Origin of the sequence: Chryseobacterium taklimakanense (assembly GCF_900187185.1) — a bacterium.
Taxonomy (GTDB): domain Bacteria; phylum Bacteroidota; class Bacteroidia; order Flavobacteriales; family Weeksellaceae; genus Planobacterium; species Planobacterium taklimakanense.
This window is the reverse complement of sequence record NZ_LT906465.1, coordinates 474315-488948: the sequence shown is the minus strand read 5'-3', so window position 1 is coordinate 488948 and position 14634 is coordinate 474315. Positions and strand designations below refer to the sequence as shown.

Below are 14634 nucleotides of genomic sequence, written 5' to 3'. Positions count from 1 at the left end.
GGTAAGTTAAAAATCATTAAATTTGAAAAAATTTCAGTTTTGAAAAAAATAATTATTTTTTCTTCCGCATTGGCACCTTTTTTTTTCTTTTCGCAGGAAAAAGAACGTGTAAGAGACATAGAAGAAGTGGTGTTTCAAAAGAAAGCCAAGAAAAAAGTGACAGACCTTTCCACAACGGTGATTTCCGCTAAAAATGCGCAACAAGTAGCGTCTATTTCCGGAGGAATTGAAGGCGTCATTAAAACTTTGCCTTCCGTAAACTCCAATACGGAACTGTCTTCGCAATATATGGTTCGCGGCGGCAACTACGATGAAAACCTTATTTACATTAATGATATTGAAATCTACCGCCCGTTTCTCATCAGAAATTCTTTGCAGGAAGGGATGAGCATCATCAATCCTGATATGGTTTCGCTGATCAATTTTTCGCCGGGTGGTTTCGAGGCTAAATACGGCGATAAAATGTCCTCGGCACTTAATATTTACTATCGCCAACCCACAAAATTTGAACTGTCAGGCGAAGCAAGTTTGATTGGAGGAAGGCTTTCAACTGGTTTTGCTTCCAAGAATCAGAAACTTTCAGCCTTATTTTCCGGGCGTTACAGAAATACCAATTTGGTACTGAATACCATGAAGGAGGATGCCGACTTTAATCCGCAGTATATGGATTTTCAGTCGTACATCAATTACAGCATCAATCCTAAATGGAACGTTTCATTTATCGGGTATTATTCTAAAAACGATTACGAAATGGTGCCGAAGAAAAAGGATGTCGATTTTGGAACGCTCCAGCAACCACTTAAACTCACAGTATTTTACACCGGCAGGGAAGATGACCGCTACCGGAATATGATGGGCACGGTATCCGTTAATTATAAACCTAATAAGAAATGGTCTTTAACTTTGGACAATTTTGCCTACCAGAATCGCGAGCGGGAGTATTACAGCATCGCTTCAGGGTATATGCTGCAGACTTTTGATCCGGTGACCGGCGATCCGGTTACGTCTTACGATGCAGGCGGGCAAATAGATCATGCGAGAAATGATTTGTTTGTAAGGACGTTGGGAAGCCAGTTCAAAGCGCGGTTTTCTCCCGATGCAAACACCGATTACGAAATTGGAGCCAAATTTGAAAAAGAACGGCTTCAGGATTTAACGAATGAATGGCAACTAATTGATTCGCTGGGTTATTCACAACCGCGCAATTTTGTTTTGCCGGGAAATCTGGATGCATCAAGTTTGGAATTGAAATACCATATCAGCGGGAACAATGACATCTCGCCGGAGCGAATCTCAGCTTATGCACAATATTCCAAAAAATTCTACTGGGGAACAAGCCGGATGTTTGTAAATGCCGGCGTTCGCGCACAAAACTGGACATTCAATAAAGAAACTTTGATCAGTCCAAGAATTCAGGTTGCTGTAAAACCGGATTGGGACGCTGATATGCTGTTTAAACTTTCGGGCGGAGTTTATTACCAGGCCCCTTTTTACAAAGAAATTAAAGATTTAAGCGGGAATTTTAATTCTGAAATTAAAGCACAGCGGTCTTATCAGTTGGTTTTGGCCAATGATTATGAGTTTCAGATGGTTGAAAGGCCATTCAAACTCACTACGGAAGCGTATTACAAAAAAATGGACCGGCTGATTCCGTATTATATCGACAATGTGCGGACGAGATATTCCGGGAAGAACAACGCCACTGGTTATGCTTATGGGATAGATACGAGATTGTTTGGAGAATTTGTTCCGGGTGTGGATTCTTGGATTTCTGCAAGTTATGCCCGTATTTACGAGAATATTGAAGGTAAGGGCGACATTCCGAGGCCGACAGATCAGCGGTTCCGGTTCTCGATGTTTTATCAGGATTATATGCCGAAATTCCCAAGTATGCGGGTGAATCTTACTTTGGTTTATGCCAACGGTTTACCGACGGGAACACCGGTTACGGTTGATCCTGCGACCAATCTTCCGGTATTTGATGCACAGTACACTTACCAAAAGACTTTGCCGTCGTACAAAAGGGTAGATATCGGCTTATCAAAGGTTTTTATAGATCAGGGAGATAATCAGGCAACGGGAAGTTTCTGGAAAAACTTCCGCGAACTGACGTTAGGTGTTCAGATTTTCAATGCCTTTAATATTCAGAATACCGTTGCAAACCAATGGGTGACTGATGTGTATTCAAATTATGTCTATCCTGTTCCTGTACGTTTGACGGGGCGTTTCTTTAATGTGAAATTAGAATTTAAACTGTAATATTTTATGAAAAAAATTTTAGCTTTGATGTTGATTTTACCAACAATGGCATTTTCGCAAAAGTTTGACGGTAAGAAAGAATACGACAAAAAAATGGTTGGCTGCTGGAAAGGTTCTGAAGAAGGCCAGCAACTGGAAGATGTGAATAAATATTGGGTAAACTGCCGTCTTGAAAATGGAAAATTTGTACTACTTTTCGTGGCATTGAATCCAAAAAATGGAGCCGTGATGCAAAGTACTGAAAACGGTATCTGGTGGACGAGCAAAGGAAGATATTATGAATTCCACAAAACTTCCGGTCTTACAGACATTTACAAGTACGAAGTGAGTCCTGACGGTCAGTTTGCAAGTTTCGAATCGCAATTTATCATCGGAAAAAACGATTCGTCCTATAAATTTACTGACGAAAAGACCGAAGACCTTTAAAATAAGAAGCCGTCTCACAACTGAGGCGGTTTTTTAATTTTCTTTCAACCCGACCGTGTACAAATCTCTTCTCCGGTCGCTCATCGTGCGCACGGCACCGTTGTGGTGAAGTTCTTTCAGTAAATTCAAATCAACGTCTACGATCAAAGTCATCTCGGTATTTGGCGTCGCTTCCCCTTTAATCGCATTGGATGGAAATGCAAAGTCAGAAGGCGTGAAAACCGCCGCCTGTCCGTACTGAATATCCATATTGTTTACACCGGGTAAATTTCCTACACATCCGGCAATCGCTACGTAACACTCATTTTCAATGGCTCTTGCAGCGGCGCAGTGACGAACGCGTGTGTAAGCATTTTGCGTATCGGTAAGATAAGGCACAAACAGAATTTTCATGCCCTGGTCTGCAAGAATTCTCGGTAGTTCCGGAAACTCGACGTCGTAGCAAATCAACAGTCCAATTTTTCCACAATCGGTATCGAAAACTTTGATTTCGCTGCCGCCTTTCATGCCGTAATATTTCTTTTCATTTGGCGTAATGTGGATTTTCCGGTATTCATCAATTTTTCCGTCACGATGCAGAAGATAGCTGATGTTGTATAATTCGCCGTCCTCTTCCAAAGGCATACTTCCGGCGATGATATTCACGTTGTAACTGATGGCGAATTCTGAAATTTTTTCTTTAATGGTTTCCGTCAGTTTTGCAAGTTCGAGCATGCTTTCACGTTCAGAAAGGTGATTGTAAGGCGCTAAAAGCGGTGTATTGAAAAGCTCGGGGAACATCACAAAATCAGATTTGTAATCGCTCATCACATCCACAAAAAATCTCACCTGCTCGAAGAACGCGTCCAGATCATTGAAATGCCGCATCTGCCACTGAACTAGCCCCAACCTCACCACGCTGTCCTGCATCGTGTTTGGCCTGCGGCTGTAGTAGATATTGCTCCATTCCATCAGAACTGCATTGTCCTGGGAAGATGTATCACCCGGCAAATAATTTTTTAAAATCCTGATCGGCTGAAAACTGTTGGAGAGCTGAAACGTAAGCACAGGATCATAAATTTCCTTTTTCCTTACTTTCTGAATATACTGCCTCGGCGTAAGCTCATCCATGTACTGATGGTAATTCGGAATTCTGCCGCCGATGACGATTGATTTTAGATTTAATTTCTCGCAAAGTTCTTTTCTCGCATCATAAAGCCTTCTTCCCAGGCGCAGCGAGCGGAATTCCGGATCCACAAACATTTCGATGCCGTATAAAACATTTCCGGAATTGTAATGCGTATTGAAGGTAGAATTTCCGGTAATTTCAGCATAAGTGTGATCATCGCCATAAAGCTCGTACTGCACGATGATCGAGAGGGAAGCGGCCGCAACTTTGCCGTCAACAGTCACACAAATTTGCCCGTCCGGAAAAATGGAGGTCAGTTTTTGGATATTTCTTTTATCCCAAACATCGTCGCGCATTTCGGGATATGATTTTTTCATCACCTCGATCAGCGCATCGTAATCGTCTAAAGTAAGCCTTCGTATTTCTACCTGCATAATTTCTAAGTATTTGCCTTAATTCGTTTGCCCGAAAGTTTCAGAAAACGGTACACCAAAAGCACCGCTGAAATCGTGAGCCCTAATCCCAATGCAATCCACATTCCAAATGCACCCATTTTTAAAGTGACGCAGAGGTAAAATCCTAATGGGATCGTAATAATCCAATACGCAAAAAATGTGAGGTAACTCGGGATTTTTACATCCTGAATTCCCCGTAAAATACCCAGTGCGGTCACCTGAATTCCGTCAGAAAGCTGGAAAAGTGAGGCAATAATCAAAAGTTTTGAAGCCAGCTGAATCACTTCCACATCTTCTTTTTTGGTGAAAAATGTCGGCAAAGTATTTCTTGCCAAAATGAAAAAAGCGCCACATAAAACCATAAAAATGAAGGCGATTTTGATGTTATTGACCCCCACTTTTCTCAGTTCCATAAAGTCTCTTTGGCCCAGTTTTCTGCCGATCATCACTGTAGAAGCAACACTGAAGCCAATGCATAAATTAAAGGTGAATGAAGCCATACTCAGCGCAATCTGGTGCGATGCGATGTCTTTCGCGGAAATCATCCCGCAAATAAATGCAGCACCGGCAAAGGCCGTAACTTCAAAAAACATCTGTAAAGCCGTTGGCAAACCGAGTTTCAGCATTTTGGTGAACATTCTTTTAGTGAAAAGCCCGATTTTTAAACTGAAATCTTTCACGTAACGTTTTGTGGTCTGATGATTTACCATGACAAAATAGAGGAAAGCTAGCATGAAAATTCTCGCAATCAGCGTTGCAATTGCGGAACCTTTTACGCCCATCGGCGGAAAACCGAACATTCCTTTGATGAAAACGTAATTCAAACCAATATTAATCACATTTGCAAAAATTGTCGCCTTAGTTACCCCAATCGTATAACCCAAACCTTCCGAAACTTCACGAAGGGTCTGAAATGTCATAAACGGCAAAATACTGAACGCCATGACGGTGAGGTAAATTTCGGTATCGGGAATAATTTCTTTTGGCTGATCCAAATGATAGAGCAGCGGGCGGAACGCGAGTAATAAAATCATCAACAGTAATCCCACGGCCATATTCAGGACGAAGCCATGACGAAAAACTGAATTGATCCTGTCGTGTTTGTTCTGCGAATGCGCTTCAGAAACCAGCGGTGGAATTGCAAATGAAATTCCCAATCCGAAAACAAAAACCGAGAAAAAAAGTGCGTTACCCAGGGAAACTGCTGCCAAAGCATTGGCACCGAGTAAATTCCCAACAATAATATTGTCAAAAAGCTGTACCGAAACCTGTCCCAGCTGTGTAAGCATCACTGGAAGTGCCAGTTTCACAGTTTGTTTGGTATAGTTTCTATCCAAAAAATTCATTTTGCAAAAGTAATGATTAATGTTTGCCCTAAAATTGGATTGCCAATAGATTAAGCAGAATTAATAAATAGGCAAAAAAAAACCGGCAAAAAACCGGATTTGAATTTTATATATTAGAAATATTACTTCCGTACGAAAGCAGCAACATCTTCTTCAGTTACCGGGTTTCCACCTAAGATGATCAGTCTTTCAACCACGTTTCTCAGCTCACGGATATTTCCGGTCCAGGAGAACGACTGTAAAGCCTGGATGGCATTGTCGTCGAATAAACGCGGTGTATTGCCCTGTTCATCTGCAACAAGTTTCGCAAAATGATCCACTAAAAGTTTGATGTCCTCTTTTCTGTCATCCAAAGGCGGCACATAAATTTCTATTACCGAAAGCCTGTGATAAAGGTCTTCCCGGAAGCGCCCGGCCTCGATCTCCTTCTGCATATCCTTGTTGGTTGCCGCTACCACGCGAACGTCAACTTTTATCTCCTTGTCGCTTCCAACCGGGGAAACTTTACTTTCCTGCAATGCACGAAGAACTTTGGCCTGAGCAATTAAACTCATATCACCAATTTCATCCAGGAAAATTGTTCCGTTGTTGGCAAGCTCAAATTTTCCCTGCTTGTCTTTGATGGCTCCTGTAAATGAACCTTTTACGTGTCCAAAAAGCTCAGATTCAATAAGTTCTGAAGGAATTGCGGCACAGTTTACTTCAACCATGGGGCCGCGGCTTCTCTCACTTTGTGCATGGATGGCGTGTGCAACCAGCTCTTTACCGGCTCCGTTTGGTCCTGTGATTAAGACTCTGGCATCAGAAGCGGCAACTTTATCGATCATATCCTGAATTTTTTTCAGGGTAGCACTTTCGCCGATCATCTGGTATTTTTTGTTGACTTTTTTCTTTAAAGTCACATTTTCTTTTTGAAGGGACTGGTTTTCCTTTGCCAGCTTTTCCTTATCCAGTGCATTTTTTACGCTGGTCATCAGTCTGTTGATATCGATCGGTTTCGAGATGAAATCATAAGCACCCTCCTTAAGGCAGTCCACAGCGGTATCAATATCCGCATGGCCCGAAATCATTACAAAGGTGGTTTCCGGTTTCAGTGTTAAGGCCTGTTTCAGAAGTTCCGTACCGGATAACTTTGGCATTTTAATATCTGAAATTACCAGCGCAAAGTCTTCTTTTTCAATATTTTTGTAACCTTCAAGCCCGTCTTCGGCCACTAAAAATTCATAATCTTTTAATTCGTCTGAAAGGATGCTTTGTAACACACCTGAAATAGATTTTTCGTCTTCTACGATAAGGATTTTCTGCATAAGGGCAAATTTACGGATTATTTAAGGATTTTTGGGAATTTCAGTTGTTTGCAGCAAAAATTATTCCCAATGCAGTAAGGATTTTCAGAAACAAAAATCTTAAAAACAATATATTAATTTGTATAAGATCTTTCACCAAAAATTGCTGAGCCAACTCGTACCGAATTTGCACCGCAATCGATGGCAATAGGGAAGTCGCCGCTCATTCCCATGGAAAGAGTTTGAAGCCTGTGCTGCAAAGAAAGTTGGTCGAAAAGCCTTTTGAGGAAAGAAAATTCTCTGCGTATTTGAGCTTCATTGTCTGTGAAAGTGGCCATTCCCATTAGTCCTGTAATTTCGACATTTGGGAAATTGCCCTGAAGCCATTTTAAAAACAGTTCTTTGGTTTCGGAAACTTCCAAACCAAATTTGGTATCTTCTTCAGCAATTTTAACTTGCAGAAGCACTTTTATTTTTCGGTTGCATTTTTTCGCCTGGCGGTTGATTTCATCTAAAAGTTTTTCAGAATCCACGCTTTGAACTGTATCTACAAATTCTGCAATATATTTTACTTTATTTCTCTGAAGGTGCCCGATCAGGTGCCACTGAATGTCATTGGGAAGGAGAGGCGCTTTTTCTACGAGTTCCTGAACTTTATTTTCTCCGAAAACTCTTTGTCCGAAGTCGTACACCTGCTGTATTTTTTCAACCGGATGTGTTTTGGAAACGGCCACCAGCTGAATGTGAGAGGGGAGTTGCTGTAATACTTCTTCGTATTGTTCTTTTAATGACATTTTTAATTTTTTTACAAATTTAACAAAGAAAAATTTGGTCTTCAAATAACATATCGTAATATTGCAATATGAAAATAGTAAAAAATGGGGATCACTAAAACACACCATTTCACTGAAGAACAGAACGAAATCGCAACAGTGCTGAAAGCACTGGCACACCCAGCGAGAGTAGCGATTATTGAATATTTATTATCAGTTGAAACCTGTATCTGCAACGATATCGTGGCGGAAATCAATCTTGCGCAACCTACCGTTTCTCAACATTTAAAAGAACTCAAAAATGCCGGAATCATTCAGGGAGAAGTGGAAGGGAAAACAGTTTGTTACTGCATCAATCCGGAAAGTTTTAAAAAGATGGAAACGTTCATCGACCAGATTTTTCACAAAATTCACCAGCAGAACAGCTCAAAGTGCTGCTAAGATAATTTTCAACTCTCAATTTTCAATTAAAAAAATATGAATACCAACGAAGAAATTAAAGAAATGGTAAAGCAAAAATACTCTGAAATTGCTTTACAGGACAAGGATACCAACGCTTCTTCCTGCTGTGGTGCAGGTGGCTGCAGTACCGAAGTGTACAACATCATGAGCGAAGACTACGACGAACTGAGCGGTTATAATCCTGATGCGGATTTGGGTTTAGGTTGTGGTTTGCCAACGAATTTTGCTAAAATTAAAGAAGGCGACACCGTTGTCGATTTAGGCAGCGGCGCCGGAAACGACTGCTTTGTAGCGCGCGCCGAAACCGGTGTAACCGGAAAAGTAATCGGAATCGATTTCACCGAAGCGATGATTGAAAAAGCCAGAATGAATGCTGAAAAACTAGGTTTTAATAATGTGGAATTCAGGCAGGGCGATATTGAGAAAATTCCAATGACCAGCAATGTAGCAGATGTCGTGGTGAGCAATTGCGTGATGAACTTGGTTCCGGACAAACCCAAAACGTTCGGTGAAGTGTACCGAATTTTGAAACCGGGAGGTCATTTCTCCATTTCGGATATTGTATTGGTGGGGGAGCTTCCCGACAAAATAAAAAACGCAGCGGAAATGTATGCCGGTTGTGTTGCCAGTGCGATTCAGAAAGAAGATTATCTGAAGATCATTAAAGATGCAGGATTCGGTAACCTGATGCTGCAAAAAGAAAAGGCCATCATCATTCCAGATGATATTCTGAAAAATTATCTGAACGAAGATGAAATCGAACGATATAAAAATTCTGAATCCAGAATCTACAGCATCACGGTTTATGCCGAAAAAGGCGAAGCGTGCTGCGATCCAAAAACCGGCTGCTGCTAAATGAATTCTGCGAGAAAATATATCCAGCAACATCAAAAAATGCTGTTCATCCTCTGCGGAATCACGGCGCTTAATTTTATGTTCGGTTTTGATGCACGGTTTACGATCATCAGCTGCCTTTGGGTTTTAATCAATCTTAATTTTCCAAAATTTAATAAAACAAAAAATGTTTAAAAACCTTGTAAACTCCATTGGTGAAATCGCTATACTGAGAGTTTCAGACGAAAGGAAAGAAATTCTAAAACCGCTGATTGATTTTATTCAAAGCAAACTGGAGCAGAATGAACCTATCAATCTGAATTTTATCTGCACCCACAACTCGCGGCGCAGCCATTTGTCACAGATTTGGGCGCAGACCATGGCAGAGCATTTCGGAATTAAAAACGTTTTCTGCTATTCCGGCGGAACGGAAGCTACGGCAATGTTCCCAAAAGTGGCTGAAACCCTTACCAAGCAAGGTTTTAAAATTCAAAAGCTTTCTGAAACGGAAAATCCGGTGTATGCCGTGAAATTTTCGGAGAACGGTCGCCCCTTGATTTGTTTTTCCAAGAAATATGATGATGGTTTCAATCCCGTTTCAGATTTTGCGGCGATCATGACCTGTTCCAATGCCGATCAGGGTTGCCCATTTATCCCGGGTGCCGAGAAAAGAATTGCCGTAAAATTTGAGGATCCAAAAATCAGCGACGGTACGCCTGGAATGGATGAAACTTACTTCAACCGCAGTTTTGAGATCGCTTCGGAAATGTATTTTGTGTTTTCGAAAATCAGGAAATAATTAATGTAAAAGAAGATCACGCAATTTTTTCATTCCCTCGGAACCACCGCATTTAAAACAGTTTTCAGGTTTTGTGTAGGAGTGCTCCAAATTTGGATCAATCACAAAAACTTCGCAGCCTTCCGGAACATAATGTATGAGTTCTGCGGCGGGATAAACCTGCATCGACGTACCAATCACCACGAAAATATCGGCTGTTGAAGTGATAATTGTGGCTTCCTCCATCGCGGGAACCATCTCGCCAAACCACACAATGTGCGGCCGCAACTGAATTCCGTTCTCATCAAGGTCGCCTAAATTTAAATCATCTTCCCAGGGAATTGAATTGCCGTCCGAATTTACCGGCCGTGCTTTCAGAAGTTCGCCGTGAAGATGTAAAACCTTTGTAGAACCGGCTCTTTCGTGCAAATCATCGACATTTTGGGTGATGATATTCACATCAAAATCCCGCTCTAAATCGGCTAAAATTTTGTGTGCATCGTTGGGCTCCACCTCCTTCAGTTGGCGTCTTCTCAAATTATAAAAATCCAGGACCAATTGTGGATCACGTGCAAAACCTTCCGGCGATGCCACATCTTCCACACGGTGGTTTTCCCACAATCCGTTGGAATCCCTGAAGGTTTTTATTCCGCTTTCCGCCGAAATTCCGGCACCTGTAAGTACGACGAGTTTCTTTTTCATTTCAGAATTTTGTCTAAATATAAGGCATTTTTTATTCCCGCAATTCCGAAGGTATTGTTGAAATAGATGTATTTTATCCCATTGAATTTTTTGATTTCTGTGGCAAGTTTGTCCAGTTCTTCTTCAGAATACTCTGACTTAAAAAGTTCGGGAACGCCGTGCAGCCGGTAGTAGATCGCATCATCACTGTTCACCATCACATCATCAGGAATACCTTTTGGGAATGATACGCCACAGAAAATGATTTCATGTTTCTTAAGTTTATCCAGAACCGTTTGGTTCCACCAACTGTTGTGTCGGAACTCAACCACATTCAGATAGTTTTTGTCAGCGGTTTCGATAATGCGTTGAAGATTTTCTTCAGAATATTTAAAAGACGGCGGCATTTGGAAGAGAAATCCTGCCATTTTTTCTTTCAGGATTTTTGAGATATTATCGCAGAAAACCGTCAGTTCCTCTTTGCAGTCCTGCATCCGCTTATTGTGTGAAAAATATTTGTGCACCTTGATGAAAAACCGGAAATCTTCAGGGGATTCATCGTACCATTTCTGAATGGTGGTTGGCCGAGGTCTTCGGTAGAAAGTCGAATTGATTTCGACAGAATTCAAATGCCCGGAATAGTATTTCAAATAATCTTTTGAAGGCAGATCTTCCGGATAGAAAAATCCTTTCCACAGACTTTCAGAAAACCCGGAACAGCCAATGAAAACTTGATCCTTCATTGTTTTTGAATTTTGAATTTTGAATTTTGAATTGAATTGAATTTTCAATTTTCAACTTTCAATTTTCCATTGAAATCAATCCTTCCGTCAGCGATTTCCACTGAAATTTACTTCCGGCGATCATTCCGCCTACGGCTACGAGAAAATTCCTTACTTTTTCCAAAGCAGACAGATCGTCGGTGTTTGGTTTCTCATTTCGTCCGTGTACTTCCGCACTGATTTTATTTCCCTCTCTTTTAATCAGAAAATTGGAAGTGGCTTTTTCATCGAAGAAATGCGCAGTTTTATCCTCAGGTTTTGTGGGATCGGAAGTTGGACGGACGCGGATGTATATGCTTTCTGAATTTTCGGTTTTTTCCTCCTTTATTTCCTCAATTTTCACCCAGTCGAAACCCTCACCAGTTGGGTTGTGCAGTCCGGGAATCTGAATTTTGAAGTAATTTCCAACCTTTGGTTTTTCAAGCAGAAGAGTTCCCAGTTCATCACGAAGCGTAAAAGACGCCTTTTCTTCACCCGCAAAAAATTCCCAGGAGTTCACATCCAGAAATCTTTTTTTCACGGTTTCAAAATGAGCAATGGCTTCGCTTTCGGTATTCAGTTTGACTTCTGAAACCGTATCACTTTTAGCACCGGTGTATTGCTGCGGTATGTTTTCTTCCATGATAAAAAAATGCTGTCAGGTTTCGAACCTGACAGCGTGACTTAAAAAAATAATTACTTAGCGAATTCTTCAATAATCCTTTTATTGAAGGCTGGTATATCTTCCGGTTTGCGGCTGGTGGTAAGGTTTCCGTCAGTTATAACTTCTTCATCCACCCAATTTGCCCCGGCATTCTGAAGGTCTTTTGAAATGGCCTTAAATGAGGTCATTTTCTTACCTTCAACCACCTCTGCGTCGATCAGCGTTTGCGGTCCGTGGCAGATTGCTGCTACCGGTTTATTTTCCGTAAAAAAATCTTTAACAAACTTTACGGCATTCTCATCACCACGCACAGTATCGGGGTTCAGCACGCCACCCGGCAAAAGCAGTCCGTCGTAATCGGAAACTTTTGCGTCGGAAACCGTTCGGTCCACTTTCACAGAATTACTCCACTCGTGGTCTTTCATCGCTTTGATTTCACCGCTCTTCAGCGATACAATTTCTACGGTTGCTCCCGCATTTTTTAACGCTTCTACCGGTTGTTCAAGTTCGCTTTGTTCATAACCGTCAGCAGCTAGTACAGCGATTTTTTTGTTTGATAATGTTGACATATAAGTTGATTTTTGATTAAAAAGGGCAACAAGAATATTGCCACCCCTTGAATTGTTGATATTTATTAATATTTTTTGGCAAAGTTTAAGACTATGCCGGAACAATAGGATTTAATTCCCGGTTCCAGTTTCTTCCTGCTGCAATGGCTTTCACAAAATCAGCCGGTTTTTTATCTATTAAAAGTGCCGGATCTTCTTTATCTGTTGGGATATTGGTATTCGAGAGCAATTCTTTTCCGTTACCCTCCACAGCAATCGCTTTGCAGTGTTTGAAGGTTTCATTCAGCAAATGTCTGGAAACTTCGTGGGAAACTACGACGTCTGAAATCCCGCTCGGAACGAACATCGCATCGAAAACCACGGAAGTTGCGGTGAGGAAATTCTCATCCACCTTCATCTCAGTGCCGTTGTTTCCTTTTATTTTTCCGCCTTTCGGGGCAACGATTTTATAGTCTGCGCCTTCTTTTTCCAGTGCTGTTTTGTAGTTGTTCAATGAAGTTTCATCCACACCGTTATCGCAGATAATGCCGATCATCCGCGTTTTGATGTCGCCTTTGTTGTGTGCGGTCATTGAAAGTTTATCAGATTTTGCCGTAACGCTGTTGGCATCTTTTGGCTGATGGTTATTCGGATTTTCATCGGCACCGATATTCTGGTTCAATGGCATATCAACTTTTTTCGGAATGTCTATTCCAAGTTTGTCTGCGACTTTTTTTGCCACATCCTTATCAATCATATTTAAATTAAAGCAAACGCGTTCCTTCACGTGGTCGTAATTTACTTTACTCAGTTCAAAAGCGTAAGCATCAATCATATGACGCTTTTCGTGTTCAGAAAGCGAATTCATAAAGAGTTTCGTCTGCGAAAAATGGTCGCTGAAGCTTTCGCTGCGGTTTCTGATCTTATGGGCATCCACACGTTCCGGAAAACTTGTAAATCCACCTTCTTTCATCATTGCCTGAAACGGACAGCCGCCGCCCAACGAATTCGGATGATATGCCGTGTTTCCTTTATTCACGGTCATCCGCATATGCGCATCGCGCTGGTTGTTGTGTACCGGCGCCACGGAACGGTTGATCGGTATTTCGTGGAAATTGGGGCTTCCCAAACGGGAAAGTTGGGTATCGGTATATGAAAATAATCTTCCCTGAAGCAGCGGGTCGTTGCTGAAATCAATACCGGGAACGATATGCCCCGGGTGAAACGCTACCTGCTCTGTTTCTGCAAAAAAATTATCGGGATTTCTGTTTAAAGTCATCTTGCCGACGATTTTTACCGGAACCAGTTCTTCGGGGATCAGTTTGGTAGGATCGAGCAAATCAAAATCAAATTTAAATTCATCTTCTTCCGGAACGATCTGCAAGCCCAGTTCCCATTCCGGATAATTTCCTTTTTCGATATTTTCCCAAAGATCACGGCGGTGGAAATCCGGGTCTTTACCTGAAATTTTCGTGGCCTCGTCCCAGCAAACAGAATGCACGCCCAGAAGTGGCTTCCAGTGGAATTTCACAAAATGTGATTTTCCCTCTTCATTAATCAGCCTGAAAGTATGGATGCCGAAACCTTCCATCATTCTCAACGATTTTGGAATGCCCCGGTCGCTCATTACCCACGACGTCATATGCATCGTTTCGGGAACAAGGGACACGAAATCCCAGAACGTGTCGTGTGCGGACGCTGCCTGCGGCATTTCGTGGTGCGGTTCCGGTTTTACGGAGTGGATAAAATCCGGAAACTTCATCGCATCCTGGATGGAAAATACAGGAATATTGTTGCCCACAAGGTCGAAAATTCCCTCGTCGGTATAGAATTTAACAGCAAATCCGCGAACGTCCCTTGCCAAATCGGTGGAACCTTTAGAACCGGCCACGGTTGAGAATCGCACAAAGACAGGGGTGGTTCTTGAGGTATCGTTCAGGAAACCGGCCTTGGTCACCTCTGCCTGGCTTTCATACAACTGGAACACACCGTGCGCCCCGCTTCCGCGCGCATGCACAATTCTTTCCGGAATTCTTTCGTGGTCGAAATGCGTAATTTTTTCACGCAGGATAAAATCTTCCAGCAGGGAAGGCCCGCGCTCACCGGACTTTAGTGAATTGTTGTTATCGTTGATTTTGACACCCTGATTCGTGGTAAGAAACTGACCTTCTGCTGAAGAAACATTTTGCTGCAGGTCCTCAGTTTTTTTATTGACGTTTTGTTCGTCTTTTTTTTGATTTTTCATAATAAATG

At 41.8% G+C, this 14634-nt stretch carries 14 protein-coding genes; 5 read left to right on the top strand and 9 right to left on the bottom strand.

Going from position 1 to position 14634, the window contains the following annotated elements; all coding sequences use genetic code 11:
• Positions 1-69 precede the first annotated feature (69 nt).
• Both CKV81_RS02410 and CKV81_RS02405 read left to right on the top strand, forming a co-directional pair.
• Positions 70-2259: a TonB-dependent receptor plug domain-containing protein gene (locus CKV81_RS02410; RefSeq protein WP_407641680.1), complete on the top strand. Its 2190-nt coding sequence runs from the start codon at positions 70-72 to the stop codon at positions 2257-2259.
• A gap of 6 nt (positions 2260-2265) precedes the next feature.
• On the top strand, positions 2266-2685 hold the full coding sequence (locus tag CKV81_RS02405) for a hypothetical protein (protein ID WP_095070065.1): 420 nt from the start codon (positions 2266-2268) through the stop codon (positions 2683-2685).
• A 33-nt stretch (positions 2686-2718) separates the two neighbouring features.
• On the opposite strand, the gene CKV81_RS02400 is transcribed toward CKV81_RS02405, so the two are convergent.
• From CKV81_RS02400 to CKV81_RS02385, 4 genes are all read right to left on the bottom strand, one after another.
• Entirely contained in the window at positions 2719-4227 is a 1509-nt protein-coding gene (locus tag CKV81_RS02400) for a bifunctional GNAT family N-acetyltransferase/carbon-nitrogen hydrolase family protein (protein WP_095070063.1), read from the bottom strand.
• A 5-nt stretch (positions 4228-4232) separates the two neighbouring features.
• The gene (locus CKV81_RS02395; protein ID WP_095070061.1) at positions 4233-5594 is read right to left on the bottom strand and encodes an MATE family efflux transporter; all 1362 of its coding nucleotides are present in this window, start codon (positions 5592-5594) and stop codon (positions 4233-4235) included.
• Between the two features lie 122 nt (positions 5595-5716).
• On the bottom strand, positions 5717-6901 hold the full coding sequence (locus CKV81_RS02390) for a sigma-54-dependent transcriptional regulator (protein ID WP_095070060.1): 1185 nt from the start codon (positions 6899-6901) through the stop codon (positions 5717-5719).
• A 113-nt stretch (positions 6902-7014) separates the two neighbouring features.
• Entirely contained in the window at positions 7015-7674 is a 660-nt protein-coding gene (locus CKV81_RS02385) for a YggS family pyridoxal phosphate-dependent enzyme (RefSeq protein WP_095074155.1), read from the bottom strand.
• Between the two features lie 84 nt (positions 7675-7758).
• Here CKV81_RS02385 and CKV81_RS02380 point away from each other — a divergent pair, with 84 nt between their 5' ends.
• The 3 genes from CKV81_RS02380 (at position 7759) to CKV81_RS02370 (ending at position 9748) form a co-directional block, all read left to right on the top strand.
• A complete protein-coding gene (locus CKV81_RS02380; RefSeq protein ID WP_095070059.1) occupies positions 7759-8094 on the top strand; it encodes an ArsR/SmtB family transcription factor in 336 nt (111 codons plus the stop codon).
• A gap of 36 nt (positions 8095-8130) precedes the next feature.
• On the top strand, positions 8131-8970 hold the full coding sequence (locus CKV81_RS02375; RefSeq protein ID WP_095070057.1) for an arsenite methyltransferase: 840 nt from the start codon (positions 8131-8133) through the stop codon (positions 8968-8970).
• Between the two features lie 166 nt (positions 8971-9136).
• On the top strand, positions 9137-9748 hold the full coding sequence (locus tag CKV81_RS02370) for an arsenate-mycothiol transferase ArsC (RefSeq protein ID WP_095070056.1): 612 nt from the start codon (positions 9137-9139) through the stop codon (positions 9746-9748).
• Here CKV81_RS02370 and CKV81_RS02365 read toward each other — a convergent pair whose 3' ends face one another.
• From CKV81_RS02365 to CKV81_RS02345, 5 genes are all read right to left on the bottom strand, one after another.
• Positions 9749-10429, bottom strand: coding sequence for an SIR2 family NAD-dependent protein deacylase (locus CKV81_RS02365; protein WP_095070052.1), 681 nt, complete (start codon positions 10427-10429; stop codon positions 9749-9751).
• Positions 10426-11151, bottom strand: coding sequence for a DUF72 domain-containing protein (locus CKV81_RS02360; protein ID WP_095074153.1), 726 nt, complete (start codon positions 11149-11151; stop codon positions 10426-10428). Before CKV81_RS02360 ends, CKV81_RS02365 begins: the two co-directional genes overlap by 4 nt.
• Positions 11152-11209: 58 nt before the next feature.
• Positions 11210-11812, bottom strand: a complete 603-nt coding sequence (locus tag CKV81_RS02355; protein ID WP_095070048.1) for a hypothetical protein — start codon at positions 11810-11812, stop codon at positions 11210-11212.
• Between the two features lie 53 nt (positions 11813-11865).
• Positions 11866-12402, bottom strand: coding sequence for a type 1 glutamine amidotransferase domain-containing protein (locus CKV81_RS02350; protein ID WP_095070045.1), 537 nt, complete (start codon positions 12400-12402; stop codon positions 11866-11868).
• Positions 12403-12493: 91 nt separating this feature from the next.
• Positions 12494-14626, bottom strand: coding sequence for a catalase (locus tag CKV81_RS02345; protein ID WP_095070041.1), 2133 nt, complete (start codon positions 14624-14626; stop codon positions 12494-12496).
• Between the last annotated feature and the right edge of the window lie 8 nt (positions 14627-14634).

Coding starts and splice junctions, on each gene's coding strand:
- CKV81_RS02405 (WP_095070065.1), top strand. CDS start 2,266: ATGAAAAAAATTTTAGCTTTGATGTTGATTTTACCAACAATGGCATTT.
- CKV81_RS02390 (WP_095070060.1), bottom strand. CDS start 6,901: ATGCAGAAAATCCTTATCGTAGAAGACGAAAAATCTATTTCAGGTGTG.
- CKV81_RS02380 (WP_095070059.1), top strand. CDS start 7,759: ATGGGGATCACTAAAACACACCATTTCACTGAAGAACAGAACGAAATC.
- CKV81_RS02395 (WP_095070061.1), bottom strand. CDS start 5,594: ATGAATTTTTTGGATAGAAACTATACCAAACAAACTGTGAAACTGGCA.
- CKV81_RS02350 (WP_095070045.1), bottom strand. CDS start 12,402: ATGTCAACATTATCAAACAAAAAAATCGCTGTACTAGCTGCTGACGGT.
- CKV81_RS02345 (WP_095070041.1), bottom strand. CDS start 14,626: ATGAAAAATCAAAAAAAAGACGAACAAAACGTCAATAAAAAAACTGAG.
- CKV81_RS02355 (WP_095070048.1), bottom strand. CDS start 11,812: ATGGAAGAAAACATACCGCAGCAATACACCGGTGCTAAAAGTGATACG.
- CKV81_RS02370 (WP_095070056.1), top strand. CDS start 9,137: ATGTTTAAAAACCTTGTAAACTCCATTGGTGAAATCGCTATACTGAGA.
- CKV81_RS02400 (WP_095070063.1), bottom strand. CDS start 4,227: ATGCAGGTAGAAATACGAAGGCTTACTTTAGACGATTACGATGCGCTG.
- CKV81_RS02365 (WP_095070052.1), bottom strand. CDS start 10,429: ATGAAAAAGAAACTCGTCGTACTTACAGGTGCCGGAATTTCGGCGGAA.
- CKV81_RS02385 (WP_095074155.1), bottom strand. CDS start 7,674: ATGTCATTAAAAGAACAATACGAAGAAGTATTACAGCAACTCCCCTCT.
- CKV81_RS02360 (WP_095074153.1), bottom strand. CDS start 11,151: ATGAAGGATCAAGTTTTCATTGGCTGTTCCGGGTTTTCTGAAAGTCTG.
- CKV81_RS02375 (WP_095070057.1), top strand. CDS start 8,131: ATGAATACCAACGAAGAAATTAAAGAAATGGTAAAGCAAAAATACTCT.